Origin of the sequence: Rhizobium sp. 3T7 (assembly GCF_020166565.1) — a bacterium.
Taxonomy (GTDB): Bacteria; Pseudomonadota; Alphaproteobacteria; order Rhizobiales; family Rhizobiaceae; genus Rhizobium.
Genome location: NZ_JAIQXS010000009.1, coordinates 108,452 through 134,525, shown reverse-complemented (window position 1 = coordinate 134,525; position 26,074 = coordinate 108,452). Strand labels below are relative to the sequence as shown.

The 26,074-nt window shown below is 61.0% G+C and carries 29 protein-coding genes and 2 pseudogenes; 11 read left to right on the top strand and 20 right to left on the bottom strand.

Annotation, left to right across the window (positions count from 1 at the left end):
* Positions 1-43 precede the first annotated feature (43 nt).
* The 5 genes from K9B32_RS15310 to K9B32_RS15290 all read right to left on the bottom strand — a co-directional run bounded on the left by K9B32_RS15310 (position 44) and on the right by K9B32_RS15290 (position 3,616).
* Positions 44-1,258: a CmpA/NrtA family ABC transporter substrate-binding protein gene (locus tag K9B32_RS15310; protein ID WP_224563466.1), complete on the bottom strand. Its 1,215-nt coding sequence runs from the start codon at positions 1,256-1,258 to the stop codon at positions 44-46.
* Positions 1,255-1,872, bottom strand: coding sequence for an ANTAR domain-containing response regulator (locus K9B32_RS15305; protein WP_224563465.1), 618 nt, complete (start codon positions 1,870-1,872; stop codon positions 1,255-1,257). Before K9B32_RS15305 ends, K9B32_RS15310 begins: the two co-directional genes overlap by 4 nt.
* 282 nt (positions 1,873-2,154) lie before the next feature.
* Positions 2,155-2,418: a DUF2312 domain-containing protein gene (locus K9B32_RS15300; protein ID WP_007527482.1), complete on the bottom strand. Its 264-nt coding sequence runs from the start codon at positions 2,416-2,418 to the stop codon at positions 2,155-2,157.
* Positions 2,419-2,507: 89 nt separating this feature from the next.
* The gene (locus tag K9B32_RS15295; RefSeq protein ID WP_224563463.1) at positions 2,508-2,813 is read right to left on the bottom strand and encodes a DUF1244 domain-containing protein; all 306 of its coding nucleotides are present in this window, start codon (positions 2,811-2,813) and stop codon (positions 2,508-2,510) included.
* Between the two features lie 11 nt (positions 2,814-2,824).
* The gene (locus tag K9B32_RS15290) at positions 2,825-3,616 is read right to left on the bottom strand and encodes an N-formylglutamate amidohydrolase (RefSeq protein WP_224563461.1); all 792 of its coding nucleotides are present in this window, start codon (positions 3,614-3,616) and stop codon (positions 2,825-2,827) included.
* 200 nt (positions 3,617-3,816) lie between these two features.
* On the opposite strand from K9B32_RS15290, the gene K9B32_RS15285 reads away from it, so the two are divergent.
* The 3 genes from K9B32_RS15285 (at position 3,817) to K9B32_RS15275 (ending at position 6,510) form a co-directional block, all read left to right on the top strand.
* Positions 3,817-4,302 (top strand): DUF1036 domain-containing protein, encoded by a 486-nt coding sequence (locus tag K9B32_RS15285; RefSeq protein WP_224563459.1) that lies wholly within the window; start codon positions 3,817-3,819, stop codon positions 4,300-4,302.
* Entirely contained in the window at positions 4,302-5,741 is a 1,440-nt protein-coding gene (gene pyk / locus K9B32_RS15280) for a pyruvate kinase (RefSeq protein WP_224563456.1), read from the top strand. The genes K9B32_RS15285 and pyk overlap by 1 nt, the downstream gene beginning before the upstream one ends.
* A gap of 133 nt (positions 5,742-5,874) precedes the next feature.
* Positions 5,875-6,510: a LysE family translocator gene (locus K9B32_RS15275; protein ID WP_224563454.1), complete on the top strand. Its 636-nt coding sequence runs from the start codon at positions 5,875-5,877 to the stop codon at positions 6,508-6,510.
* A 1-nt stretch (position 6,511) separates the two neighbouring features.
* Here K9B32_RS15275 and K9B32_RS15270 read toward each other — a convergent pair whose 3' ends face one another.
* From K9B32_RS15270 to K9B32_RS15260, 3 genes and pseudogenes are all read right to left on the bottom strand, one after another.
* Positions 6,512-7,063: a DUF4865 family protein gene (locus K9B32_RS15270; protein WP_224563453.1), complete on the bottom strand. Its 552-nt coding sequence runs from the start codon at positions 7,061-7,063 to the stop codon at positions 6,512-6,514.
* Positions 7,060-7,459 (bottom strand): annotated as a pseudogene (locus K9B32_RS15265) (cupin domain-containing protein). Before K9B32_RS15265 ends, K9B32_RS15270 begins: the two are co-directional and overlap by 4 nt.
* On the bottom strand, positions 7,459-7,878 hold the full coding sequence (locus K9B32_RS15260) for a tautomerase family protein (protein WP_224563452.1): 420 nt from the start codon (positions 7,876-7,878) through the stop codon (positions 7,459-7,461). Before K9B32_RS15260 ends, K9B32_RS15265 begins: the two are co-directional and overlap by 1 nt.
* Positions 7,879-7,986: 108 nt before the next feature.
* Here K9B32_RS15260 and K9B32_RS15255 point away from each other — a divergent pair, with 108 nt between their 5' ends.
* Positions 7,987-8,916 (top strand): LysR substrate-binding domain-containing protein, encoded by a 930-nt coding sequence (locus tag K9B32_RS15255; protein WP_224563451.1) that lies wholly within the window; start codon positions 7,987-7,989, stop codon positions 8,914-8,916.
* On the opposite strand, the gene K9B32_RS15250 is transcribed toward K9B32_RS15255, so the two are convergent.
* On the bottom strand, positions 8,907-9,851 hold the full coding sequence (locus tag K9B32_RS15250) for a GlxA family transcriptional regulator (protein WP_224563450.1): 945 nt from the start codon (positions 9,849-9,851) through the stop codon (positions 8,907-8,909). The genes K9B32_RS15255 and K9B32_RS15250 overlap by 10 nt on opposite strands.
* Positions 9,852-9,969: 118 nt before the next feature.
* Between K9B32_RS15250 and K9B32_RS15245 the strand changes: the two genes are divergently transcribed.
* Complete coding sequence (locus tag K9B32_RS15245; RefSeq protein WP_224563449.1) at positions 9,970-10,767, top strand: SDR family NAD(P)-dependent oxidoreductase; 798 nt, start codon at positions 9,970-9,972, stop codon at positions 10,765-10,767.
* A gap of 30 nt (positions 10,768-10,797) precedes the next feature.
* Here the strand turns inward: K9B32_RS15245 and K9B32_RS15240 are convergent, their stop codons facing one another.
* From K9B32_RS15240 to K9B32_RS15205, 8 genes are all read right to left on the bottom strand, one after another.
* Positions 10,798-11,772 carry a threonine/serine dehydratase gene (locus K9B32_RS15240; protein WP_224563448.1) on the bottom strand — a complete coding sequence of 325 codons (975 nt, stop codon included), beginning with the start codon at positions 11,770-11,772 and terminating at the stop codon, positions 10,798-10,800.
* A gap of 308 nt (positions 11,773-12,080) precedes the next feature.
* Complete coding sequence (ggt, locus tag K9B32_RS15235) at positions 12,081-13,820, bottom strand: gamma-glutamyltransferase (protein ID WP_224563447.1); 1,740 nt, start codon at positions 13,818-13,820, stop codon at positions 12,081-12,083.
* A gap of 105 nt (positions 13,821-13,925) precedes the next feature.
* On the bottom strand, positions 13,926-14,999 hold the full coding sequence (locus K9B32_RS15230) for an alpha/beta fold hydrolase (RefSeq protein ID WP_224563446.1): 1,074 nt from the start codon (positions 14,997-14,999) through the stop codon (positions 13,926-13,928).
* 64 nt (positions 15,000-15,063) lie between these two features.
* A complete protein-coding gene (locus K9B32_RS15225) occupies positions 15,064-15,678 on the bottom strand; it encodes a hypothetical protein (protein WP_224563444.1) in 615 nt (204 codons plus the stop codon).
* A 105-nt stretch (positions 15,679-15,783) separates the two neighbouring features.
* On the bottom strand, positions 15,784-15,909 hold the full coding sequence (gene ykgO, locus K9B32_RS15220) for a type B 50S ribosomal protein L36 (RefSeq protein WP_003566454.1): 126 nt from the start codon (positions 15,907-15,909) through the stop codon (positions 15,784-15,786).
* Between the two features lie 163 nt (positions 15,910-16,072).
* The gene (locus K9B32_RS15215; RefSeq protein ID WP_224563442.1) at positions 16,073-17,149 is read right to left on the bottom strand and encodes a 5-(carboxyamino)imidazole ribonucleotide synthase; all 1,077 of its coding nucleotides are present in this window, start codon (positions 17,147-17,149) and stop codon (positions 16,073-16,075) included.
* Positions 17,146-17,640 carry a 5-(carboxyamino)imidazole ribonucleotide mutase gene (gene purE, locus K9B32_RS15210; protein ID WP_224563441.1) on the bottom strand — a complete coding sequence of 165 codons (495 nt, stop codon included), beginning with the start codon at positions 17,638-17,640 and terminating at the stop codon, positions 17,146-17,148. The genes K9B32_RS15215 and purE overlap by 4 nt, the downstream gene beginning before the upstream one ends.
* Before the next feature lie 15 nt (positions 17,641-17,655).
* Complete coding sequence (locus K9B32_RS15205; RefSeq protein ID WP_224563440.1) at positions 17,656-17,859, bottom strand: YdcH family protein; 204 nt, start codon at positions 17,857-17,859, stop codon at positions 17,656-17,658.
* Positions 17,860-18,088: 229 nt separating this feature from the next.
* Between K9B32_RS15205 and K9B32_RS15200 the strand changes: the two genes are divergently transcribed.
* Positions 18,089-18,262, top strand: a complete 174-nt coding sequence (locus tag K9B32_RS15200; protein ID WP_007802505.1) for a YdcH family protein — start codon at positions 18,089-18,091, stop codon at positions 18,260-18,262.
* Positions 18,263-18,416: 154 nt separating this feature from the next.
* On the opposite strand, the gene K9B32_RS15195 is transcribed toward K9B32_RS15200, so the two are convergent.
* Together K9B32_RS15195 and K9B32_RS15190 are read right to left on the bottom strand one after the other, a co-directional pair.
* Positions 18,417-18,677, bottom strand: a complete 261-nt coding sequence (locus K9B32_RS15195) for an ArsR/SmtB family transcription factor (protein ID WP_007802507.1) — start codon at positions 18,675-18,677, stop codon at positions 18,417-18,419.
* 68 nt (positions 18,678-18,745) lie between these two features.
* Positions 18,746-19,510 carry a sulfite exporter TauE/SafE family protein gene (locus K9B32_RS15190; RefSeq protein WP_224563439.1) on the bottom strand — a complete coding sequence of 255 codons (765 nt, stop codon included), beginning with the start codon at positions 19,508-19,510 and terminating at the stop codon, positions 18,746-18,748.
* A 108-nt stretch (positions 19,511-19,618) separates the two neighbouring features.
* Here K9B32_RS15190 and K9B32_RS15185 point away from each other — a divergent pair, with 108 nt between their 5' ends.
* Both K9B32_RS15185 and K9B32_RS15180 read left to right on the top strand, forming a co-directional pair.
* Positions 19,619-20,272, top strand: coding sequence for a thiamine phosphate synthase (locus tag K9B32_RS15185; protein ID WP_132589200.1), 654 nt, complete (start codon positions 19,619-19,621; stop codon positions 20,270-20,272).
* Between the two features lie 10 nt (positions 20,273-20,282).
* Positions 20,283-21,365, top strand: a complete 1,083-nt coding sequence (locus tag K9B32_RS15180; RefSeq protein WP_224563438.1) for a tetratricopeptide repeat protein — start codon at positions 20,283-20,285, stop codon at positions 21,363-21,365.
* Position 21,366: 1 nt separating this feature from the next.
* Here the strand turns inward: K9B32_RS15180 and K9B32_RS15175 are convergent, their stop codons facing one another.
* Complete coding sequence (locus tag K9B32_RS15175; RefSeq protein WP_224563437.1) at positions 21,367-23,097, bottom strand: chemotaxis protein; 1,731 nt, start codon at positions 23,095-23,097, stop codon at positions 21,367-21,369.
* 565 nt (positions 23,098-23,662) lie between these two features.
* Here K9B32_RS15175 and K9B32_RS15170 point away from each other — a divergent pair.
* From K9B32_RS15170 to K9B32_RS15160, 3 genes and pseudogenes are all read left to right on the top strand, one after another.
* Positions 23,663-23,905 (top strand): annotated as a pseudogene (locus K9B32_RS15170) (chemotaxis protein CheB); the annotation flags it as partial.
* Between the two features lie 166 nt (positions 23,906-24,071).
* Entirely contained in the window at positions 24,072-24,872 is an 801-nt protein-coding gene (locus K9B32_RS15165; RefSeq protein WP_007802520.1) for an inositol monophosphatase family protein, read from the top strand.
* 100 nt (positions 24,873-24,972) lie between these two features.
* Positions 24,973-26,073 carry a flagellar motor protein MotA gene (locus tag K9B32_RS15160; RefSeq protein ID WP_224563436.1) on the top strand — a complete coding sequence of 367 codons (1,101 nt, stop codon included), beginning with the start codon at positions 24,973-24,975 and terminating at the stop codon, positions 26,071-26,073.
* Position 26,074: the final 1 nt, after the last annotated feature.

Genomic DNA, 26,074 nt, shown 5'->3' with positions numbered 1-26,074 from the left:
GCGGATCTAAAAATTGTGCAATGCGCATAAAATAAGCGCGCGGTTAGGATCGGCTCTGAGCCGCAATGTAGCCATCCACGTCATCGGGATCGAACAGGTTGCCGTCGAAGAAGCCATCCGGCCCGAGCGTCAGCGCGCCGCTGGATCCGACGGGCGTTTCGGTGCGAAGCGCGCCTTCCACCTTGGAGCTTGCGGCCGGCATGGCGACGTTCAACGTCCGCAGCGCGTTTCGGTAGATATCCGGCCTGTAGGTGTCATTGGCGATCTGCTGATGCTGCGCCGTATGTTCGATGTGCCCCCAGCGAACCATCTGTGTGTAGAACCACAGGGCGTGGCTTTTCCATGGGAATGTCGCGGCCTTGGCATTGGGGACGAAGAAGTCCTTTACGTTCCGGATCTCGCCCCCGCCGGTATGCAGAAGGCCGGTCAATGCGGGCAGCAGGTCTTCTGCAGGCCGGTTCACATAGGCGGGCCTGGCCAGCAGATCGGCAAGCTCCAGGTGGTTGGCGGCGTCCGCGCACCAGAGGGAGGCCTTGTAGAGCGCTTGCAGAAGGGCAGCCAAGGCCTTGGGATGGCCATCGGCCCAACGGCTGTTGACGCCGAGCACCTTTTCCGGGCTCGATTTCCAGATGGCCGCCTTGGCCGTCGCCAGATGCGCGCCACTGTTGAGCACGCCAAGTGTATTCCACGGTTCGCCTGCGCAATAGCCGTCGATGAGGCCGGCCGTCAGGGCATCCGCCATGTCAGGGGGAGGCAAAATGCCGATCTCCACTTGCCGATCGGGATCGATGCCGCTCGCAGACAGCCAGTAGCGTAGTTCGTAGTTATGGCCCGAGTAGGGGTGGACGACGCCGAAGCGGAGCCGGTCCCCTTTGCGGCGACCGATGACCTGCTTCAAGGCAAGGCCGCTGGAGCGCGCATCGAGATCGGGCGAGGCGCCGCATTCGGCCATCTCGCTCCATAGACCGGCAGAGACAGTCACGGCATTGCCGCCAAGTCCAAGGGCCATCGGTACGATCATGCGCGGGGCCGGTGCGGTCAGTCCCAGATTGCAGGCGATCGGCATGGGGGCTAGAATATGCGCCACGTCGAAATGGCTGACCGCAAGTCGGTCGCGAATCGTCGCCCAAGAGCGTTCACGCACGAGCGTCAGCTCGATTTCCTCTGCCTCTGCAAAGCCCTTTTCCTTGGCGGCGACCAGTATGGCGCTGTCGAGAAGCGGCAGAAAGCCGGCGGTGATCTGATGTGTGCTCGTCATGCTTCGGTTCCCGGATCCAGAAGGCTTGCAGCGGTAATCAGGCTTTGGGCGATCTCGACGATCTTCCTGTTCTGGTTCATGGCCGTTCGCCGCATGAGCGCATAGGCTTCGTCCTCCGTCAGGCCGCGGGATCGCATCAGCAATCCCTTCGCCCGGTCGATCAGCTTGCGGTTTTCCAGTTCGCCGCGCGTCTCCTCCAGCTCGCGGTTCAGGCGCGAGAAGGCATTGAAGCGGCTGATCGCCATCTTCAGGATCGGGCGCACCCGTTCCTGCTTGAGGCCATCGACGATATAGGCGGAAACACCAGCCTCGACCGCCGCCTCGATGGAGGCTTCGTCCGACTTGTCGACGAACATCGCAATGGGGCGTTTTACCGCGCGCGAAATCTGGAAGATGCTTTCCAGCATGTCGCGGTTCGGGTTCTCGATGTCGATGACGATGACATCGGGATTGATCTCCATGATGCGCCTGGCAAGGCCATTCATGTCGTCGATGATGGTGACATTGTCATAGCCCGCCTCGCGCAGGCCGACCTCGATGATCGACGCGCGGATGCTATTCTCGTCGATGACGAGGACGTTGAGGTCGCTGGGCTTGGAAGAACGGTTGGCCACAGGTCTACCGCCGTTCACTGAGATCCGGGATGCGCGTGACTTCAGATAGCGCCGGTGTCGGTATCGGGGAAAGTGCCATGCTGTCGTTGCGCTACCCTGTGGCTCTGAGGCTTCTGGTGTGCCCGTCGTGCGGCCATTGAATGCGCGAATGGCGCCTCAAAATCAAGCAGTTTTTAGTGTGCCTATTTAATGGGCTTCCTCCTGGCGTCGCCGAATTGCCTTCGGGGCCCAAAACAAGAAAGCCGCCGATGGAGCGGCGGCTTTTGAGAAAGTGCGCAGAAATCAGCCTTCCGGCGGCGCCTCGATCATGCCGAGTGCGTGCAGATAAGTGTCGAGGATTGCGTCCTCTTCCATGCGTTCCTGCTCGTCCTTCTTGCGGAGCGCAACGACCTTCTTGAGAATCTTGGTATCGAAGCCCATGCCTTTTGCTTCGCCGTAGACGTCCTTGATGTCGTCGGCGATGGTCTTCTTTTCTTCTTCCAAGCGTTCAATGCGCTCCACAAAAGCGCGGAGCTGGTCGCGGGCGACGCCATGAGCATCAGACATCGTGTTCTCCTGATAGGGGTGTAAAATTCGGATGGCGTTGACTGCCGCGAAGCGTGTCCGGGGTCAAGCCGATTCAGGCCGCCAGAGATTTATTTGTGCGGCTTGTTCAGTTCAAACGCGGCTTTTTGCTCCGCCGAGGCGTCGTTCTGGTGAAGGTTCTTCCAATCTTCATAACGCATGCCATAGACGATTTCGCGCGATTCGTCCTTTGACAGCGGAACCCCTTCGGCCTCGGCCGCCTCGCGGTACCAGTTGGACAGGCAGTTGCGGCAGAAGCCGGCCAGGTTCATCAGATCGATGTTCTGCACATCGCCTCGTTCGCGCAGATGCTCCACGAGGCGGCGAAAGGCTGCAGCCTCGAATTCGGTCTGTTGTTGCTTGGTCAGGGCGGCCATTTCGGTCTCCTTCATTCGTACGGACCGGTGCGCGACACGTGGACATTATACTCGTGCAGCGCTGGATTGGCGTTCATTGTCTCGAAAATCGGCACGAGACGCTTTGCCCATGCGGCAATGCCGGGCTCGTCGCCGATCAGATCCTGGCGCACCTCGAGCAGCGCGTGCGGGATGCCAGTCAGCATGCAATGCCGATACATCGTGTCACCCTTCAGTGCGCCATCGTAAGGTTCGTTGTCACCCACCACGAGATCGGGATCGCTGCGCAACATATCAAGCAGGGGAGCGACTGCGCGATGATCGGTATCCCACAGGACCGCCGCGTGCCAGGGGCGGGGAAAGATTTTCCAGACCGGCGTATAGGAGTGAAGAGACAGAACGAGCGGGGCCTCGCCCGTCTTGTTCGCTACCCTGTCGATCGTTTCGCTGACGGCTTTGTGATAAGGCCGGTGGAACGTTTCGACCCGGTAATTCCACTCCTCAGCGGTGATCGGATGATTGCCCGGAACGATCGCTCCGTCCGATATCTTCATGATCAGTGTCGGGTCGTCCTCGCCACGATTGGGATCGATCAGCAACCGTGAAAAGCCGCCCAGCACGGCAGGCACCCCGAGCTTCGTCGACAAGTTCCTTATGAGTCCCTCGATGCCGATATCATAGGCGATGTGGCGTTCGAATGCGCTGTCCGGCAAGCCAAGCCTGCCATAGCGCTCCGGCAGTCGGTTCATCGCGTGATCGCCGAGCAGCACCATGCCTTTGTCATGATCGCCGGCTAACAGTTCGAATGATTTGAAAGTGCTCATGAAGGAAATGGCCGATCGCAGTTTATGGGGCTGCCTCTGATCGCACGGGCCATGGGTTGGTTCAAGCGCGCTCGACAAGCAAAGGCCCGAGCCCGGTCCAAGTACGGTTGAAGATCCAGAATATAATCGATTAGCATTGCGTTGACATTCGCCGGGAGGCAGCGCAAGAAGGCACACCTAAAGAAATAACCGGGAGCCCATTGGAAGTCGTGTTGATTCAGACCGCGCCAAGTTTCCTTACGCGTTCCGGGCCGCTTGCCCGTTTTGCATTGTTTGTTCTCGCGGCTTTCTCGCCGTTTTTTATTGCTGATGTAGCCCGCGCCGATTTCCGCGTGTGCAACGGAACGCAGAATCTGGTGGGCGTGGCGATCGGGTATCGAGCCAAGGGTGGCTGGATGACGGAAGGTTGGTGGCAGGTGCCGGCGACGACTTGCGCGACGCTGATCGAAGGCGAGTTGCAGTCGCGATATTACTATCTCTACGCCGAAGACGCCGCTCGGGGAGGCCGATGGACGGGTGACGTGCAGATGTGCGTGGCGGAAAACGAGTTCAAGATCACGGGTGTCAATGATTGCTACGCCCGTGGCTATCAGAAGATGGGGTTCAAGGAATATGACACGGGCCGCCAGGGCAGCTGGATGGTTCAACTTTCCGATACCCCCGGCACGCAAGAAAGCCCGAATTGATGAAGCGTAACCGCAAAATTAAAATCCTCGCCACGCTCGGACCCGCCTCGTCCGAGGAATCGATGATCGAGAAGCTGCACCAGGCCGGTGCGGATGTCTTCCGCATCAACATGAGCCACGCCAGCCACGACGTCATGCGCACACTGATCAAGCGCATCCGCGCCGTCGAGGCGCGTTCTGGCCGACCGATCGGAATTCTCGCCGATCTCCAGGGTCCGAAGCTGCGCGTCGGCAAGTTTGCCGAAGGCAAGGTCGATTTGAAGGCGGGCGACACGTTTACGCTCGACAACAAGGATGTTCCCGGCGACGCCAGCCGTGTATTCCTGCCGCATCCGGAAATCCTGGAATCGGTGCAGCCCGGCCACCGGCTGCTGATCGATGACGGCAAGCTCGCACTGCGCGCTGAAAAGTGCGACGGGAAGAGCATCGTTACGACGGTTATTTCAGGCACGAAGATCTCCGACCGAAAGGGCGTCAGCCTTCCCGACACGCTGCTCACCGTCGGCGTTCTGACGGACAAGGACCGTACGGACCTCGCAGCCGTTCTCGAAACCGACGACGTCGACTGGGTTGCGCTCTCCTTCGTGCAGCGCCCGGAAGATCTGGCTGAAGTGCGCAAGATCGCGCGTGGCCGCGTCGGCATCATGTCGAAGATCGAAAAGCCGCAGGCGATCGAGCGCATCGAGGAAATCATCGAGCTTTCCGATGCGCTGATGGTTGCTCGTGGCGATCTTGGCGTCGAAATGCCGCTCGAATCCGTTCCGGGCATCCAGAAGCAGCTGATCCGCGCCTGCCGTCGCTCCGGTAAGCCGGTTGTCGTCGCGACGCAGATGCTGGAATCGATGATCTCCGCGCCGGTTCCGACGCGCGCCGAAGTCTCCGACGTTGCGACCGCCGTCTTCGAAGGCGCCGATGCGGTCATGCTGTCGGCCGAATCCGCGTCCGGCGACTATCCTGTCGAAGCAGTCGCGACGATGGCGTCGATCGCCAGCGCCATCGAGCGCGAGCCGCACTATCCGGGCATCATCTACGCGCAACGCGCCCAGCCCGAGGCAACCGGCGCCGACGCGATTTCGCTCGCCGCCCGCCAGATCGCCGAGACGCTGCGTCTGTCGGCCATCGTCTGTTACACCTCATCAGGCACAACCGGTCTCCGCGCCTCCCGCGAGCGCCCGCAGGTGCCGATCCTGGCGCTGTCGCCCGTTATCCAGACCGCACGCCGCCTGGCGATCGTCTGGGGCCTGCACTGCGTCGTCACGCACGACGCGACCGACCTCGACGACATGGTCAACCGCGCCTGCCGCATCGTCGCCGATGAAGGTTTCGGCAAGCCTGGCGACCGGATCATCATCTCGGCCGGCGTGCCGCTCGGAACGCCCGGTGCGACCAACATGCTGCGTATCGCCTATATCGGCTCCGACGGCCAGAGCGGCGTCTGAGACTTTCCCTAGGAATTGAACGAAAGCCCGTCGCCGGACACAGGCGGGCTTTTTGTTTTCAGTCGACCCGATGCGCCCCTTGTGTGCGGCGGATGCACATGCAAGTCTCCCGTGCCGAGATCGGGAGGGCATCATGCAGACAGTCACGCTTCTTGCGTTCGCAGCCGTTTCCTTCGTTGGCATTGCGACGCCGGGACCAACGGTGCTTCTGGCGATGACCAATGGTTCGCGTTACGGCGTCAGGCGTGCCGCCGCCGGCATGGTTGGAGCGGTGCTCTCGGATTTTGTGCTGATCGGGGCCGTTTCGATCGGTCTCGGCGCACTGTTGGCGGCGTCGGAATTCTGGTTCTCGGCGCTCAAATATGTCGGCGCCGCCTACCTGGCTTTTCTCGGCATCATGATGCTGCGGTCGAAAGGCACGATCGATGCCGCCTTGAAGCAGGGGGCGGTGGCGGCGGGCGGAACGCCGACTTCGATCGCCCTGAAGAGCTTCCTGGTCGCGGTCACCAATCCGAAGGGCTACCTCTTCTTTTCGGCCTTCCTGCCGCAGTTCATCGATCCGACCAGCCCGCAGGCGGCGCAATATGCCGTGCTCGCACTGGTGTTCGCCTCCCTCGATTTCATCATCATGCTTGCCTATGCCGTGTTCGGCGCGCAGGCCGTCCGCTTCCTCAAGACGAAGGGAGCGCTTTGGCTTGAACGTGCCTGTGGCGGCGCGTTGCTTGCGCTGGCTGGATCGCTCGCGCTCTATCGTCGGGCGACGGTGTGACTTAGGGCAGGGAAACATGCCCGACCCGATAGATCTGGCTTGAGCCTGCAATGAGCGGAGCCGATCGCTGCAGGCTGAGGCGCACCAGCGTCCAACTGGTAGGCTCGAAGGCTGAAACGGAGGCGAGGACGTCAGCCTGTCGTGCCACGCGTTGCGCCCGTCTGGCTTCCTCGTCTCTGATGTCGGCGAGCGCGGAATAGGGATCGATGGCGATCACCTCCTCGGCAGCGAATTTGGCATCTGCCAACGCCGGTGCGTTTTCGGCGTGCCACACGATCCATGTCTTCACATGGGGCCAGCCGAAGGACTGGGTCAGTCCTTCGAAGCCGGGTCCGGTGAGATAGTCGCTGGCACCATACGGCTGCTGCCAGAGATAGAAGGGCGCATAGAGGTTTTCGCGGGATCCGAACTCGCCCTTGCGAGCGCTGAGATAGGCCTTGAAGCCGAGACCGGGAAGTCCATCCAACATCGGTCCCTTGTCGCGGAGGCGCCGGTCGATGATCGACATGTCGTAGTCGGCCGGCAGGGTAAAGCTGTACTGCATTGCGATCATGGCAGAGCCTCCACCGGCTCAAGCCAGTCGACGAAGCGGCCGGCTTCGGTGGCCTGGACGCTGAGATAGCTGAATGGACTGTCGTGCCCGGCGCCATGCCAGTGTTTCTCGCCGGCGGCAAGCCAAACGGCATCTCCGGCCCGCAACTCCTCGACCGCGCCGCCATCGCGCTGTGCCAGGCCCTTGCCGGACAAAACAAAAGAGCAGTTGCCCGCGCGGATGCGTGTGCCAATGCGTGGTCGTCCCTGGATCAAGGGGTGCCCGCATGGCCGTGTTCCCGCCATCGACAGCGCCCTCCTGCAGCATTTCCACCCAGAACGGCGCGGTGGCACTGCCGTCAGGCGAGCGAATGGCATTCCCCGGGCGGCGGATCGTCATGCGTTCGGGATTGCCCATCACGCCGCACTCACAAATGCACGGGCTTCCCAACCGGGCTCACTCATCTGCGCCTTTCCATCGCCGAAGGACCACTCATCCGGCGATGTGGTAGTGATGACGATCATGACGTCTTCCGGACGGATGCCGGGCGACTGTCCGAGAAGCTCGGCGGCGCGCTTGAAAAACGTCTGGCGGACCTCCGTCGAGCGAGGCTTCCCCGCGGTGATTGCGAAAAGCACGAAGTCGTCGGAACGCGGCCCGGCGAGATAGTTGCGATCGAAGATCAGTTCGCCCTCGTCATGCTGATGAATAGCCTGGAAGCGGTCGGTCGCCGGCACGTTGAACGTCTCGACCATGGCGCGATGTATGCTGTCCGAAACGGCGCGAAGGTACTCCGGCGACTTGCCACGCAGGAGAGAAATGCGAACGAAAGGCATGACAGCCTCCTCTCAGTGAGTTCTTGACAGGAGGAGCATCGCACGTCACGATAATGCATAAAATCAGAATTTTATGGATCAATTATCCACAAATTCGGGACTGTTGAGTTGCGACGGACGATCTTCGATCTCGATGTGCTGAGGACCTTTGCGACCGGAATGGAGCTTGGCAACTTCGCGAGAGCGGCCGACCGGCTCGGCCGCTCGACCTCGGCCGTCAGCGCCCAGTTGAAGAAGCTGGAGGAACAGACAGGAACGCCGATCTTCCGCAAGGCCGGGCGCGGCCTTGCGCTCACCGATGCCGGCGAGACGATGCTGGCTTATGCGCGCCGGCTGCTCGAGCTCAATGACGAGGCGGCTGCCGCCGTAAAGAGCATAGAGCTCGAGGGCTGGGTGCGGCTCGGACTGCAGGAGGACTTTGGCGAGACCCTGCTGCCCGATGTGCTCGGCCGTTTCGCACGTGCGCATCCGAAGGTCCGCATCGAGGCACGGGTTGTGCGCAATGTCGAACTGATCGAGCGCGTCACCTCGGGAAAACTCGATCTGGCGCTGGCATGGAGCGATGGCACGCTGACGCCACATTGCGACAAAATCGCCGACGTCCCGATGCGTTGGATCGGGCCGGCGGAAGGGGCGATTGACTGGAGCCTCGGCAGCGGCGAGCCGGTGCCGCTTGCCTCGCTGGAGGCCCCGTGCCTGTTGCGCACCGCGGCAACGAAGGCGCTCGATGAAGCTGGCATTTCCTGGCGCCTTTCCTTCGTCAGCCCCAGCCTTGGTGGATTGTGGGCGGCGACGGCCGCAGGCCTCGGCATTACCATCCGGACGCCGATCGGACTGCCCCGGAAGGTCAGGCCACTTCTCGCGAAGGAGGCCAGTTTGCCGGAGCTCCCGTCGCTCGGTCTTGTCCTGCATCGTGCCGAGGCGGAACCCGGGCCAGCGGCGGCCCGGCTTGCGTCAATCATGCTTCAATCAGTCGGCGAGGCCGTCGCCGATGTCGTGCCGCAGGCCGCCCGCCCGGCCGCGCGAGCCTACGCCTGATATTCGCGCTGCGCGTTGCGGCGGATCGCCTGCGGCGGCTGACCAAAGGCGCGCAGGAAGGCGCGGCGCATCCTCTCGCGGTCGGCAAAGCCCGTTTCGGTGGCAACGACATCGATCGGATGCCGGCCCTGTTCCATCATCAGCCGTGCCGCCTCGAGGCGCAGGTTCTCCACCGCCTTTGCCGGCGATTGCCCCGTCTCTGCCCGGAACGTTCGGCTGAACTGGCGGGGGCTGAGGTGCGCCGCTTCCGCCAGCTCCTCGACGGAGAGCGCGTTCTTCAGGTTACTGCGCGCGTGGACAAGCGCCTTCTGAATCCGGTCCGATTTCGGTTCCAATTCCAACAGCGCAGAGAATTGCGACTGGCCGCCGGCGCGGCGGTGGTAGACGACGAGCTTGCGGGCAACGGCGCGGGCAACCTCGGCGCCATGATCTTTCTCGACCATGGCAAGCGCCAGATCCACTCCGGCCGTCATTCCGGCCGAACTCCAGACGGAGCCGTCGATGATGAAGATGCGGTCTTCCTCGATCTTGATCCTGGGATAGCGCGATTGCAACTCGCGGGCGAGAAGCCAATGCGTCGTGGCGCGGCGACCGTCCAGGACACCCGCCTCGGCCAGCAGGAAGGCGCCGGTGCAGATCGATGCGAGGCGCCGGGAGGCGGTAAGCGCGCTGCGGATGAAGTCGCTTTCGCCGGGGGTCGGCAGTTTGATGCCGACGGCACCTGACACCACCAGCGTATCGAGGGCAGGATCGTCGAACCGCGTCGTCTCGACAGTCACCCCGAAGGAGCCCGGCACCGGCCCTCCTGTCTCCGAGAGGTAGGAGATGTCGTAGACCTGTTCGTCGAGTTCGAGGTTGGTGAACTCGAAAGCCGAGATCGCCGCAAGGCTCATCATCTGGAAGCCGGGGAAGAGAAGGACCGCGATGCGCTGCATGCTCAAAACTCCGTTTGTCCTAAAAGGAGGTTTATATGACATTCAAGACATTGGCAATCGGGCGTATGACTCCTTGCAAGCAGACAGCAGGTGCTGTTGCTCAACATGGAGAACGACAATGACCGATCATCACAAGGGCACGGCTCTCGTTACAGGCGCATCGTCAGGCATCGGTGCCATCTATGCCCACCGGCTCGCAAAGCGCGGCTACGACCTCATTCTTGTTGCTCGCAACGCCGATCGCCTGTCCGAACTTGCGACGAAATTGACCAACGAAACGGGCAGGACGGTCGAGACGCTCCCCGCCGATCTCGGCAACCAGGCCGATCTGGCGCGCGTCGAGGCGGTGCTGAAGACAGATCGCAGCATCACGCTTCTCGTCAACAATGCCGGCTTTGGCGGCACCGCGCCGCTGCTTGCCTCCGATGTCGACAGAATGGAGGCGATGATCGATCTGAACGTCACGGCGTTGATGCGGCTGACCTATGCCGCCATGCCTGGTTTTGTTGCGCGTGGCGGCGGTGCGATCATCAACATCGCCTCGATCGTCGCGATCGCGCCCGAAATCCTGAACGGCGTCTATGGGGCCAGCAAGGCCTTCGTTCTTACCTTCAGCCAGTCGCTGAACCATGAGTTGGCGGACAAGAACATTCGCATCCAGGCCGTGCTGCCGGGAGCAACGGCGACCGAATTCTGGGGCATCGCCGGCACGCCGGTCGAGCACCTGCCAACCGAGATCGTCATGCAGGCGGAAGACATGGTGGATGCGGCTCTTATCGGCTTCGACCAAGGCGAATTCGCGACCATCCCAGCCCTCGAAGATGCTGGACTGCTGAAGGCCTACGAGGATGCACGCCGGGCGCTGATGCCGAACCTGTCACGGTCGGCACCGGCTACGCGCTACAAGGCTGCGTGAGGAAAGTGGTGAGGCAAGCTTGTCCTGCCTCTATCCATGCCGCGCCAGTGCGTCCGCGAATATCTCGGCATCGACGTTGCCGCCCGAGGTAACGACGATCACGTTGTCTTCTTCCAGCTGATCGCTATGGAACAGGGCTGCGGCAAGTGCCACTGCGCCGCCCGGTTCAACGACGATCTTCAGTCGTACAAAGGCGAGCGCCATGGCACGGAGCGCCTCCTCGTCAGTGACGACGATGCCGGCGCCCGCGAGGCGCTGCAGGATCGGGAAGGTGATGTTGCCGGGTTGCGGAGTGATGATCGCATCGCAGATGGAGCCGGTCATCGCCGCGTTGCGCTCAATCTTGCCCGAGGCAAGCGACCGCGTGAAATCGTCGAAGCCATCTGGCTCACAGGGGCGCACGCGAAACGCAGGCGCGCTTGCCTCGAGCGCAAGCGCGATCCCCGATGACAGGCCACCGCCGCCGCAGGGGATCAGCACCTCGGCCGACTTGATGCCTTCCTCTTCCGCCTGTTCTGCAATCTCGAGACCCGCCGTGCCTTGGCCGGCGATCACCTGGGGCTCGTCGAAGGGCTTGATCAGAGTCAGTCCATGTGCGGCCGAAAGCTCTGCGCCAATCGCGTCGCGGTCCTGTGTGGCGCGATCGTAGAGCACGACTTCGGCGCCGAGCGCACGGGTGTTGGCGATCTTCAGTTTCGGCGCATCGGAGGGCATGACGATAACGGAAGGGATGCCATGCAGCTTCGCGGCGAGCGCAACACCCTGCGCGTGATTTCCTGACGAAAAAGCGATGACGCCGCGTGCGCGCACGGCAGGATCGAGTGCGGAAACGGCCGACCAGCCGCCGCGGAATTTGAAGGAGCCGGTATGCTGCAGGCACTCGGCCTTCACGAACACTCGCCGTCCGGCAAGCTCGTCGATGAAGGGAGAGGAGAGTAGCGGCGTGCGGCGCGCATGTCCGCGTAGACGGGCGCGGGCGGCAACGATCATTTCAATGCTGGTCATTGAGACTCTTTCAAATGATGGTACGCCCATGCATAGGACCACACGCGACGCTTGTGAACGGTGACTTTGTCACCGTGACACGAAAAGTGCAGGCCGTGTATCCCGCTCAGACACGATCCGGCAGGACGAGACGATCAGCATCAATGGGCAGTCGTTGCAGGCGGAGCTAGATTTCGGAGGTGGCGTGCCGGTGGACTATTCCGTCATCGCCAAGGCCCTCCTATGTCGATAGCCCGAAGGCAAGTGCGCCCGGCGCCAGGCCGGCCGTCAGCATCAAGGGCGATTTCGTCCATGCGCGTATCCGGTGATCAGTAGCCGCTGGCGGAACCCTCGGTGGCGCGGCTGTCCATCGCGCCATAATAGCGCGCGCGGCCGCCTTTCTCGATATCGGCGAGGCTCTTGCCCCCGACAAGGATACCTGCGGCCTGTCCCCATTGCGGCGGGCCGCTGCCGTCATCCAGCGTATGGCCCATCGCGACCAATGCCCGGATCGTATCGGGCGAGAGCGTGTAGGGCTCGAGATAGATCTTGTCCGGCTGCCACTGGTGATGGATGCGCGGAGCGTTGACCGCCTGGCTGATGTCCATGCCGAAATCGATGACGTTCAAAATCGCCTCGAGGGTAATGGTGATGATGCGTGAGCCGCCGGGGCTGCCGATCACCATGAAGGGCTTGCCGTTCTTGGTGACGATCGTCGGGCTCATGGAGGAGAGCGGCGTCTTCTTCGGTGCGATCGCATTGGCTTCGCCCTGCACGAGCCCATAGAGGTTCGGCACGCCGGGCTTTGAGGTGAAGTCGTCCATCTCGTTGTTGAGAAGGATGCCGGTGCCGGGGGCCACAACGCCGGCGCCGAAGGATCCGTTCAGGGTGTAGGTGACGGCGACGGCGTTTCCTTCATCGTCTATGATCGAATAATGCGTGGTCTCGACGCTTTCCTTGGCGCCCAGCGGCCTCAAGTTGGCCGAAGCGCCTGATTTGTAGGGATCGATCCTGGCACGGATCGCCTTGGCGTAGCTCTTGTCGAGCAATGTCGACACCGGGTTTTCGACGAAATCGGGATCGCCAAGCGCGGCGTTGCGGTCGACATAGGCATAGCGCATGGCCTCGACCATCAGGTGAACTGTCTCTGCCGAGCCGTAACCCAGGAAGGACAGCGGGTAGTCTTCCAGCACATTGAGGATTTCGCAGATGATGACGCCGCCCGACGAGGGGGGAGGCGAGGAGATGATGTCGTAGCCGCGGTAGCTGCATTCGATCGGCTTCAACTCACGCACCGCGTACTGCTCGAAATCCTCCTTGGCGAGAATGCCGCCTTTCGCCTGGCTCGCACTGACGATCGCGTCGGCCGGCATGCCCTTGTAGAAGGCGTCGGGTCCTTTGTCGGCGATGTTGGAAAGAACGGCGGCAAGGTCGGGTTGCGCGAGCTTTTCGCCGATGGCATAGGGCTTTCCCTCCGCCTTCAGGAAGATTTTTGCTGCCGCCTCGTCCTTGCCGAGCCGCTTGGCGGCGCCGGCGATACTGGCCACGTCCCCCTGTTCCAACGTGAAGCCTTCCTTGGCGTAGCGAATCGCCGGCGCCAAGAGATCCTGCCGCGACTTCGTGCCGTATTTCTCGCGCGCCATTTCGAAGCCCATCACGGAGCCGGGTACGCCGACGGCGAGATAGCCGTCGAGGCTGGCACGAGGGACGATATCGCCCTTGGCATCGAGATACATCGTCTTGGTGGCGGCCAGCGGCGCGCGCTCGCGGAAATCAAGAAATGTCGTCTTGCCGTCTTTCAGGCGGATTGTCATGAAGCCACCGCCGCCGATATTGCCGGCCGTCGGATAAACGACGGCGAGCGCGTAGCCGACGGCGACTGCGGCATCGACGGCATTGCCACCGCTCTTCAGCACATCGACGCCGACATCGGTTGCCAGGTGCTGGGCGGTTACAACCATGCCATGCTCGGCCTCAACGGGCGTGGGCGAGGCAGCGAGCGCCGGCGGTGCAAGAGCGAGTGACAGCGCGGCGACGACGGCAAATATTCTGATGTGGGGGTGATCCATGGCTTCCCTCAAAGCATGACGGTGCGATGGATATGGGACGCGGCGAGCGCTAGGCAATGCACGGCCGTTCGCTAAAGTATGTTCAGTCCGGGTTTCGCGGAAACGTCAGTTTCCCGTTGCCATGGGTGGCGTCAGTCCGGCCGGATGGCCGAAGGGTGCGGCAATGTCTGTCGGCGATGCGGGCTCTTCGTGCGCCAGGCGACGTTCGGCCTGGCGTGCGGCAGCTTGGAGATCGCGAACCGCGCCGCCGATCTTCTCCATTGCTGCAATGGCGACATCGGTGACGACATAGTCCGGCTTGTGGCCGAGGCCACGGATCTTCACCAGCTCGGAGCCGGCGATGTCACGGGCCAGCCCTTGCGAATGAAGGTGCTCCCAAACGATGGCATCGCTGTCGCCGGTGATGATGGCGGTCGGGGCGGTGATCTTAGAATATTGCGGGGAATGTGTCTTGAGATAGTCGAGCAGGTGTATGCAATCGACGGCGTTATTGTAAAAAGCTTGCGGGCGCAGCACGAGCGTGGGGCCTGTTCTGGCTATATAGTCCTCAGGGCGCGGATTAGGACGGAAGACATTCATCGTCGCCTGCTCCAACCGTCGCAAGCCGAGCGGCACGACAACGGCGTGATTGAAGAGCCAACCGAGGATGGGCATCACCGCGAGATGATAGTACCAGTCGATGCCGCCGGGCCAAGGATGCGTCGCCGGGGCGAGAAAGAGCAGCCCCTCGGTCATATCTGGATGCCGGACTCCGAAGGCGGCCGCAATGGCGCCGCCGAAGGAATGGCCGACGACAATCGCCCGCTTGATCCCGCGCTGTTGCATGAGTTTTGCGATCGCATCCGCCTGCCCGGAGGGCAGGGCATTCTCCGGGCCGCCGCGCTCCGAGTAGCCGTGTCCCGGCCGGTCGACGAACAGCATTTCCGCGCGGCCTTCCAGGGGCTGCAGGAAGGCGCCGACCTGATCAAGCAGATTGCCGGCCGCGCCATGGATGAACACGAGCGGGGGCAGATCGGCGCTCTTGGGGCGAGGGACGTGAACGGCGTTCAGCCGGTAGCCGCCGATATCCGTGAGTTGGCCGATGTTCGGGTAGCTGGCCTCGAATTGCCGCCTCTTATAGGAGGAGTAGCCGATGGCGGCGACGACAGGGGCAAGAAAAGCGGAAGCTTCGGCAAGCATGGCAATATCTGCTAAAATCACGTAACCGATACGTAAGATTGGGCCGCGTGGTTCACCGTCAAGATCAGGTGCGGCTGCCGGCCAGCTTTTCGGAGAGCGTGTTCATCTGTTCCTGGGCGCTTCGATTGGCCGGATAGATCTCAAGGAAACGCTCCCAGGCCTTCAGCGCCAGCTGGTCGTTGCCCGATTCGGTGAGAATGGCGGCCATGCCGGAGAGTGCGCCGAAGTGCCGTGGCTCGAGGTCGAGCACATGCTCGATGTCGGACATCGACTTACGATAGCTGTCATTGGCGTAGTTGAGCGTGGCCCGGCGATTCCAGCTTTCGGCGTAGTCCGGCTTGAGGGCGATAGCCTGATCGAGAAAGTCGAGGGCGGCAGCGGTGCGCTTCTCCTGGATCGCTTTGTCGGCCCATTGCATCAGGAGGTTGACGGTAGCACTCCCCGAGTCGTTCCAGACGGTGCGGATTTCGTCGGCGATACTGCTTGCCTTGTCCGGATCGCGTTCGCGCTTCAGCTGCGCATAAAGCTGATCCAGATGCTGCTTGGGTGTAAGGTTTGCGTCCGGCTGCTCGACGATGACTTCCTTTTCCGCGGCGGCGGCAGGAAAAACGGTAGCGAGCAGGGCAAGGGACAGCGGCAGCGCCGCGCAAGTCATAGCAAAAAAGCGCATGGCGGGCATACTAGCCCGCCATCGCTGAAGATCAAAGCAATTTGATTTGATTGCCGACGCAATCCCCGGACAGGCCCGCGCGCAAAATGCCGCGAAGCCGCCAGGCGCACTATATCAGCCCTGGCGAGCCTTGAAGCGCGGGTTCAGCTTGTTGATGATGTAGATGCGGCCCTTTCGGCGAACCAGGCGGTTGTCACGATGACGAGCCTTGAGCGACTTGAGCGAATTCTTGATCTTCATTGTTTTGATCCGCGATGTTTGAGGGGAATTCACATTCGCCCGTATCTATTACATTCAAAAGCGCGCTCGGGGCGCGCTCTTCAGGTTGGGCGTGCAGATAACCCGGCGACTTGCCTGTGTCAACCACGTGACGGTGTTTTTCCCATGGCCGGAGCGGCTTTTGTCAGGGAGAAACCGGCGATTTTGCCGTCAACGTGGTGACGTGACCCATCTTGCGGCCAGGGCGCGATTCCGTCTTGCCGTAGAGGTGAACCAGCGTGTCCGTCCGCCGCAGCCAGTCCGGGAGCGCCAGAATATCTTCGCCGATCAGGTTCTGCATCACGCAGTCCGAGTGGCGGTCGGCATTGCCGAGGGGCAGGCCGGCAACCGCGCGGATATGCTGCTCGAATTGCGAGATGACGCAGGCCGCTTCCGTCCAGTGACCGGAGTTGTGGACACGGGGCGCCATTTCATTGGCGATCGGGCTGCCGTCGGCGAGTACGAAGAATTCGATGCCGATGACACCGACATAGCCGAGCGCTGCCAGAATCTTCTCAGCGGCTTCGCGAGCGGAAGCTGCAGTTTCCGCCGAGATGGACGCGGGCACCGTCGAGGTGTGCAGGATGCCATCGCGGTGAACATTTTCGGCAGGATCGTAGCACACGACGGTGCCGTCGGTTGCGCGCGCCGCGATGATCGAGATCTCGCGTTCGAAGCAGACGAAGCTCTCGAGAATGAGCGGTACGCCGCCGAGCGCCGCAAAGGCGCCGTCCGGCGTATCGGCTGCGGAGCGGAATACCCTCTGTCCCTTGCCATCATAGCCAAGGCGGCGGGTCTTCAAGACACCACGGCCGCCGAAGTCCTTCAGGGCCGCCTCGAGATCGGCCTGACTGTCGACGGCGTGGAAGCCGGCGGTCGGAATGCCGCATCCGTTGATGAAGCGCTTTTCGACAAGCCTGTCCTGCGCGGCCTCCAGTGCTTTCGGCGGCGGGTAGACGGGAACATTGCTTGCAAGCGTCTCGGCGGCTGCGACCGGGACGTTCTCGAACTCATAGGTGACGACGTCGCAAGCCTTCGCAAGTTCGGTCAGCGCCGCAGGATCGTCGTAGGCGGCGACAATCTGCTCGTTGGCGACCTGCGCCGCCGGACAGCCGGCCTGCGGTTCCAGGACGACGGTACGGAAGTTCAGTCGTGCTGCGGCCATGGCAAGCATGCGGCCAAGCTGACCGCCGCCGATGATGCCAATCGTTCTTACGGTCATAGGTCGTCCATCGGATATTCGGCAACAGCCGCGCTCTGGCGCTCGCGCCAGTCGTCAAGCCGTTCGGCAATGTCCTCGTCCGACAATGCCAGAACTGCAGCGGCCAGAAGGGCGGCGTTGATTGCGCCGGCCTTGCCGATGGCAAGTGTCCCGACCGGGATGCCGCCCGGCATCTGAACGATGGAAAGAAGACTGTCCTGACCGGACAGCGCCTTGGATTGAACCGGGACGCCGAAAACGGGAAGCGGTGTCATGGCCGCGGCCATGCCGGGCAGGTGGGCCGCGCCGCCGGCGCCGGCAATGATCACCTTGAAGCCTTCGTCGCGTGCGGTCTTGGCGAAGTTCACCAGGCGATCCGGCGTGCGATGGGCCGATATGATGCGCGCGTCATAGGCAATTTCGAGCGCCTCCAGCGTATCGGCGGCGTTTTTCATGGTCTCCCAATCGGACTGGCTTCCCATGATGATGGCAACGGGTGGTCTGTCTGTCATCGTCACGGCATTCCCTTAGGCGATGATGTCCGGGATGATCTGGTCCTCAAGCTTCGTCAGCTTGTCCTTGATGACCAGTTTCTTCTTCTTCATGCGCTGGATGCGCAATGCGTCGCATCCGGTGGCAATCATGGCGTTGATGGCCGCATCGTAGTCCTCGTGCTCCTGGCGCAGTCTTGCAACCAAGAGCCTGATTTCCGCCTGTTCCTGATCGGCCATATGCATTCCCCATAACCGTCTTCGGACATCGTCCGCTCTGCCGATGATTTCCGCAAGCTCCTATCACCAAATAGAGGTAACGGCTAGCGGCTGTTCGTCATGATTTTGCCACGTGTTCTCCTTGTTTTCACCTTCGACAAGGCTTCAAAAATGTGTCACAGTCGAAAGGTTGACGCCTTGGATCTCCGGCGGTGTTGGCCGGGGAGAGGTAAGAGGAAGGAAGGGTCAAATGACTGTTCAAGCTCATCTTGAGTCACTCCAGAAAAAGCATGTTGCTCTCGAGGAGGAGTTGCATTCGCTTATGATATCCCCCTCCCGAAACGATAATGAAGTAGCTGAGTGCAAACGCAGAAAATTGCGGATCAAGGACGAGATTGAGCGCCTTAAATCATCCTTCCATTGAGTGGGATGCAATAAATCATCGAGCGCGGCCCTAGGCGAGGAGGGCGAAACTCCAATTTCACCAAAAGCTTAGACCAGTTCGTGTTCGACAGGCGATTATGACGCCGGTTCCGACGGAAAGTCGTGAGCCGGCGTCTTTCATTTGAGCGGTCGGGCTAAGCCCAGAACTGGTCGAGCCATAGATTGAGCCTGTCGAAGCCGCGATTGTTGACCGCGTAGATGCGTCGCGTGCCCTCTGCGGTGACCGAAACCAGATTGCAATCCAGCAGCGCCTTGAGGTGCTGGGAGACGGCTGGGCGGCTGATGGGGAGCCCTTCGGCCAGCTCGTTCACGGTCTTTGGCGCACGTCGAAGTTCTTCCAGCAGGAAGCGCCGGTGGGGATCGGCTATCGCAGTGAAGGGATCCGTGTTCGACATGGCGAAAAGCTACGTCAAACGGCGCAATCGGGCAAGGAAATTGTGCGGCGCAACGAAACCCGAAATTGTCAGAAACCCAAGCCTTCCTTGGCTATCAGCACGGCGGCAATCAGGGCCATGGCATACATGAAAGGATAGAAGATGGCGGGCTTCATGCGACGTACGCACCAGGCGCCGGCGATCGTCGCAAGCGGTGCAAACGGCAGAAGCGTGGCTGAGGTGGCGAGGTTGTGTGTGTCGAGCTGGCCGAGCGCGAAGTAGGGAACGAGCTTGACGGCGTTGAGGATTGCGAAGAAGCGGACGCTGGTGCCGGTATATTCGCGCGGTTGCATCTGCAGCGGTAGGGCGTAGATCTGGAAGGGTGCCCCGCCTGCGTGCGCGACGAAACTGCCATAGCCGGACAGGCTTCCCCAGATTGTCGCAAGCAGCGGCCGTTGCTCGTGGGGCGGCGTGTGCTTTCCGGCACCGGGGCCGTAGTTGCTCCAGAAATAGCGAAGGCAAAAGAGGACGGTGACGACGCCGATGACGACGCGAAGCACGTTGCCGGGAACGAGCGCCGACGTCGCCCAGCCGAGCGCGATACCGAACAATGCTCCCGGCAGCATTATGTTCAGGGTTGTCCAGTCGCCGTGCTTGCGCCAGATCGCCAGCGAGATCATGTCCATGAAGATGAGGATCGGCAGCAGGATCGCTGCAGCCTGGACGGGCGAGACGACGAGAGCGAGAAAGGGCAGCCCGATCAGCGACAGCGCATCGCCCATACCGCCTTTCGCAAGTCCGACCAAGATGACAGCGGGAACGGCGGCGTAGTAAAATGACAGTTCCATCGGCATGCTTTTGAAAATCCTCCCCTTGCCAGCCCCGTCTAACGGAATTACTCACACAAGACGAGTGCAGAAGGGCCGCGAAACGGCCTGTTCCGCTGTAAATGGAAAGAGGTCATGACCGAACCGGAAAACCGCTGCCGCCTAGTTCTGATCGTCCCCGATATCGCTGATGCCGATGAGCAGGCAAAGATTGTCGGCGATGCGTTAAAGGGCGGTGACGTCGCCTCGGTGATTGTGCCGCAATACGGTCTCAACGATGGCGAGTTCCAAAAGCACGCCGAGAAGCTGGTTCCAATTATTCAGGATGCGGGCGCAGCCGCCCTGCTTGCCGGCGACAGCCGCGTCGTCGGGCGGACCAAAGCGGACGGCCTGCATCTGACCGGACCGGCCAGCGAAATCTCCGAGGCGATCGACAAGTATGCCGACAAGCTGATCGTCGGCGGCGGCAATGCCGCCGACCGGCACCATGCGCTGGAGATCGGCGAGGAGCGGCCGGACTATATCTTCTTCGGCAAGCTCGACGGCGACATCAAGCCGGAGGCGCACCCCAAGAACCTGGCACTCGGTGAGTGGTGGGCCTCGATGATTGAGATTCCCTGCATTGTGATGGGCGGCACGGATCCGGCTTCCGCATTGGCGGTGGCAGAGACCGGTGCAGAGTTCGTGGCGCTGCGGCTTGCGGTGTTCGAGGACGCTGGTCGTGCGCCCTCCGTCGTCGCCGAGGTCAATGCGCTCTTGGACGAAAAAGCGCCACGGTTTGAGGATTGATATCGCGCTCATGCCGATTCTGCCCCGCTATTTGCGCCTTTCCGCTGCCTTGGCCGCCGTCATTCTGGCGGGGCTGACGCATGGCGTTTCGGCCCAGACGGTTGACAACATCGTGACCCGGCCACTGGCGACCGCTCCCGAGTCGCTGAAAACTGGGCGGCCGCAGACAGACGGCAGCGGGCCGTCGACGGGCGTCGGGGTTTTCGATCGCATGGGTGCGAAACTCCCCGACCTACCCCCGGAAAAAGACTACAAGGGGCCGGTCGACGACGCCTACGGCGCTTATCAGCGTGGCTATTATCTGACCGCGATGGAAAGGGCTCTGCCGCGGGCGCAGCTCGGGGATCCGGCCGCGCAGACGCTTATGGGTGAACTTCTGGCGGATGGGCTGGGCGTGAAGCGCGACATGAAGAACGCGGCCTTCTGGTACAGCAAGGGCGCAGAGGGCGGCGACGCCGCTGCGATGTTCAAATATTCGCTGATGCTGATCGAGGGCCGGTTCGTCAAGCGCGACAAGGCTAAGGCCGACGAATATATGCACAAGGCGGCTGACGCCGGAAACGCCTCGGCGCAGTTCAATTGGGGCCAGATCCTGACAGCTGACAATCCGGGCGACAAGGGATTGAAGCTCGCCTTGCCTTACTATGAGAAGGCTGCCGAACAGGGCATCGCGGATGCGCAATATGCAGTGGCGGAGATTTACTCCTCGCTGCCTGATCTGCCGGAGGAAAAGAAGCAGCTGGCGCGCGAATGGATGGCACGCGCAGCGCATGCCGGCTACGACACGGCCCAGGTCGATCTTGGTACCTGGTTGGTCAACGGTCAGAATGGACCGCGCGATTTCGTCAAGGGTTTCCAGTGGTTGCGGCTTGCCGCCAATCGCGGAAACGTGGTTGCCCAAAACAAGCTGGCGCATCTCTACATCAATGCACTTGGAACCAAGCCAGATCCTGTCGAAGCCGCAAAATGGTATGTCCTGTCGCGTCGCGCCGGCCTGCCTGACCCGGCCCTCGAAGACTTCTACCTCGGCATCGAGGAGGATCAGCAGAAGCAGGCGATCGAGGCCGCCAACAAGTTCCGCCGGATCCAGTGATTTAGAAGAGCGCGTCGGCGAAGAGGTCTTCGTCGTCCTCGACTTTCGTCTCGACAACCGTCGCAGCCGTTTCTTTCATGGCGGTAATGATGTCGCGGTGGACATCGCGCTCCTGCACCAGCGTGTAGAGCATGAAGATCTTCCGATCGAGCGGTGCCACCACGTCGGCGATGTCCGAAATGTCAGCGATTGCAGCGCCGGCGGCATCCTCAAGCACGTCGGCGCAGCGCGCCAGCACATCGCCGAGATCACGCTGGAAATCCAGCTTGCCGATCAACAAGCTGATCTTGTTCGCCACTTCGCGGCCGTGCTCGGAGAGAACCTTGAGCTCGTCTTCCATCGTGTCGGCGGCAGCACGGATGTTGCCAACGGCTGATGTCAGGTTGTCGCTGAGACCGACGGCCTTGTCTGTACCGGCGGGCGCAATCCGGCCGGCTGCCGCTTCCAGTGTCGGCAGTCCGTTGACGATCCCATCGGCGGATTCGTCGAGTTTGGCCGCAAAGATGCGCAGTTCCGCCGTGACAACGTTGATTGATTTTCCTTCTTCGCCCAAACGGCTGCAGCGCAGGTTTGTATTCAACGCCATGTAGTGGATGTCGGTCTTGACCACACGGATGTTGCCGATGGATTTTAGGAGTGTGGCGGCGGTGCCGAGCGTCGATTTGCTTACCTGATCGGCCTGCCGGGCCGCTTGGTCCACCTGCTTGACGATCTCGTGCGCGGCGGAAACGCTCGACTCTAGCGCGCGCATGAAATTCCCCTGACCGCCGCCGCCCATCTGGTCGCGCAGGCGCAGGATCTCCTGCGTATCCTGACCAAAGCTCGTGATCGTCTTGACGACATTCTGTGAGTCGCGATGAAAATCCTTGCACATATCGTTCATCTGCGCGGCCGTCAGATGATGAACGACATTCTCCAGGCGCCGGCGTGCATCCGCACAAAGCTTGCGGCCGTCTTCTCCATCGAGGAACTCGTCGAGGAGTGCAAAAGTGCTCTGGATATGCTCGATCCGTTGGCGGGCGATGTCTCCAACCTGCAGCGCAGACAGCGTGGAGGCCACTTTGCTCTGAATACCACGGGCAATTGCCGAGACATCGCGGGCGATGGCCGCGAGGTCTTTTCGGTGTTCGGCAATCTTCCGGGCGTTGTCCTGTAACGCTCTTGCGACGTCGGGCACTGTCTCGGAATAGCTGCGCGCGGTCGCTGCGCCAAAGCTCAGCGCGACTTTGACTTCCTTCTCGAGGCTGTCGAGATGGGCGGCAAAACCGTTGACTTCAGCCGTTCCGGAGTAGATGCGCTCGAGGATTTCCTGTGCGAAGCCGGCGAATTCGGGAAGACCGGCGCCGGTGATCTTGGCAGTCACTGCAAAGGTGCGCAGATAGCGCATCGTCTCCTGCATATCAGCGACATGTTTGCGCAACGAATTGCCCGTGTCGGCAAGCAAGGAGAGGGCATTCTGGCGCGCCTTTTCGGCGATCGGCAGATCGGTCAGGCTCTTGACCGTCGAGCGCAGATCCGCGCCCGTATCGCTCGACTCGTTGGCGTCTAGCGCCTTCGTGACATTGTCGAGTGAGCTCAACAAACGGTTGAGACCATCCATGACCGAAAGCAGCACCCTACCGCCTTCGAGGAAACGCTCCTCGACCTGGCTGCGGGCCGCTTCGAGCGTCACGCTGATGCCCGATCCTGAAGCCTGAAATGCCTGAAGTGCCGATGTCGCCCCGTTTGTCACGTTATTTCCTTTACTTATAACACTGGCAAATTCTGGCTCCATTTTTAGGGGCCGGAGGGAAACAGCGGGTAAATGCCGGAGACTCGTCAATGTTGTGCTTAACAGCGTGTGAAAAATATGACGTTACGACCGACGCGATAATCAAGACTTTCATAGTTTGTATGTAAAACAAATAGTTACACAAGACGAGTGAGCCTCATTATAAGTTAACTCAGGTAATAATTCAGAGTGTCTGGACACGCCTTGATTGCATGTTCCGGCAACCAAACTTACCCGCTGTTAACTGTCGTGAGAGTCCTTTTGGGGTTTGGAAGTATTTATTCATCCCATGAGGCCAAGTTTAGTACGTTTAGCCAATATAGTGAGTCAGTATCATTTAATTATGCTTTCCTAATTAGGAATATATCTGACATTTTTTCAAAAATTACTGCGAGTATCGATAGTAATATTCAATTGTCATCGATATTCCCGAACATGCAGAAGTGGATCTGAGTTTCATCCAGCTCATCGAGTCCGCTCGTCAGGCAAAGGCGCAGTTGAGCGCTAGACGCGCGTTACCACGTCCCGCTCGGCTGCGCGCAGCGCCGGCTCGAACGCGATGGGCATCATCCTGACAGCATGGGCGATGACGGCGCAAAGGGCATGGTGGAGATGCATCAGGCCGGCGCCTATACGGTGGCACAAGACGAGGCGACATCGGTCGTCTTCGGGATGCCCAAGGAAGCGATCGCCAAGGGTTGGCGTCGATCGCATTCTGCCGCTCGACCAGATTGCGCGTGAGGTGCTGATGGCGCAGCAGAAATTCTAGTTACTGTCGACGAGCCTTGAGGGCTGTGCGGCTCTCCTCTTGAAATTTTCCCGATTTTGTGGTCTTGAGGCCGCCAATCTTATCGAGCGCTGCCTTCTCCGGCGATCAGGGACCTTTCCCGCCCTGACAGCGCGTACCGTATTATCGCTCAAGGAAAAGTGCTCACATGGCTCGTTCTGCTCTCCTCAATGTCATGGTTCAGGCTGCCATCAAGGCAGGAAAATCGCTGGGGCGTGATTTCGGAGAAGTCCAGAACCTGCAGGTTTCGGTGAAGGGCCCGGGCGACTTCGTGTCGAATGCCGATCGCAAGGCGGAGAAGATCGTCAAGGACGAACTCCTGAAGGCTCGCCCGACTTACGGCTTCCTCGGCGAGGAGAGCGAGGAAATCAAAGGTACGGACGGTGCGCACCGCTGGATCGTCGACCCGCTCGACGGCACCACGAACTTCCTGCACGGCATTCCGATGTTTGCGGTATCGATCGCGCTTGAGCGCAACAATGAGATCGTCGCCGGTGTCGTCTTCAATCCGGCAACGGACGAGCTCTACACCGCCGAACGTGGCGGCGGCGCCTTTCTGAACGATCGCCGTCTGCGCGTCGGCGCCCGCCGTGTGCTTTCGGATTCCGTCGTTGCCTGTGGCGTACCGCACCTCGGCCGCGGCAATCACGGCAAGTTCCTCGTCGAGCTCCGTCACGTGATGGGCGAAGTTGCCGGGATTCGCCGCATGGGCGCGGCTTCTCTCGATCTCGCATATGTGGCCGCCGGTCGCTTCGACGGCTACTGGGAAACTGCGTTGTCGGCCTGGGATATTGCGGCGGGTATCCTGCTCATCCGCGAAGCCGGCGGCTATGTGTCCGACTGGGACGGCGGTACGTCCATTCTCGAGACGGGCTCGGTGGTTGCCGGCAACGAGTATATCCAGAAGGCGTTGCTCGAAGTCGCCAAGCGCCCCGTCCCGACTCGGTAAATCGCTGTTGTAAAGACACGGTTTTCGTTTCCGCATACTTCAATTCGGCACAATGTTGCTCTAGTCTCCGGCTGAAATGAATCCGGAGGCTGCGGAACCTATGGAAAATGTGAATGTGGCGGAGTTCGGCTCGACCGAAAAAACCACGGGCAACTACAGCTATAAGCTTTCCAGTCCGATGCCGTTTCTTTGGACGATGGTGCTGTTTCTGACCATCGTCGGGTTCATTGCCGCCATCCTCTTCCGGCAGACGCAGACTGCCTTCATGCACAATCCGGGCCTCAACGGCTTGATCCTTGGCATCCTGGGCGTTGGCATCATCCTCGTCTTCAGCCACGTGCTGTCGCTCAGACCGGAAGTGCGGTGGTTCAACTCGTTCCAGGCAGCGGGCAGCGCTGACAAAGTCGGCCGCAACCCCAAGCTGCTTGCTCCGATGCGGACGCTGATTGGCAGCCGCAATACCTCGGCAGGAATTTCGACGGCGGCGTTCCGCTCAATTCTCGACTCGATTGCCAACCGGCTCGATGAGTCACGCGATGTGTCGCGCTATCTCATCGGCCTTCTGATCTTTCTCGGCCTGCTCGGAACATTCTGGGGCCTCATCGGCACAATCGGCTCGATCAGTGCGGTCATTCAGTCGCTCGATGCGGGAGCGAACGGTTCCAGCGATGTTCTCAGCGCTCTGAAGGAGGGGCTTTCCATGCCGCTTTCGGGCATGGGGCAGGCCTTCTCGTCGTCCCTCCTTGGTTTGTCCGGCTCGCTTATCCTCGGCTTTCTCGATCTGCAGGCAGGCCGTGCTCAAAACCGGTTCTACATGGAACTGGAAAACTGGCTTTCCTCGGTAACCGACGTCGGGCACGATGTAGCCATGCCTGCCATCGGCGCGAATTCCGCAGTCTCTCCGGATGACGTTCGCGCGCTATCCGAATACATGCGCCGGATTTCGGAAGAGGGCAGCGGCGGCACCCAGAGATCGGTTGCGGCGATGGCCAATCTTGCCGAAGGCATTCAGGGCCTCGTCAAGAATATGCGCAATGAGCAGCAGATGCTGCGCGACTGGATCGAGGCGCAACAGGACGAGACGAAGGCGATGCGCCGCACGCTCGATCGCCTGGCCGAACGGATCGGTGCTCAGGAAAGGCACGGTTCAAGCGAACGCTCGCAGCGGATGCCGCAAACCGAAAAGACCGAGGGCAAGTAAG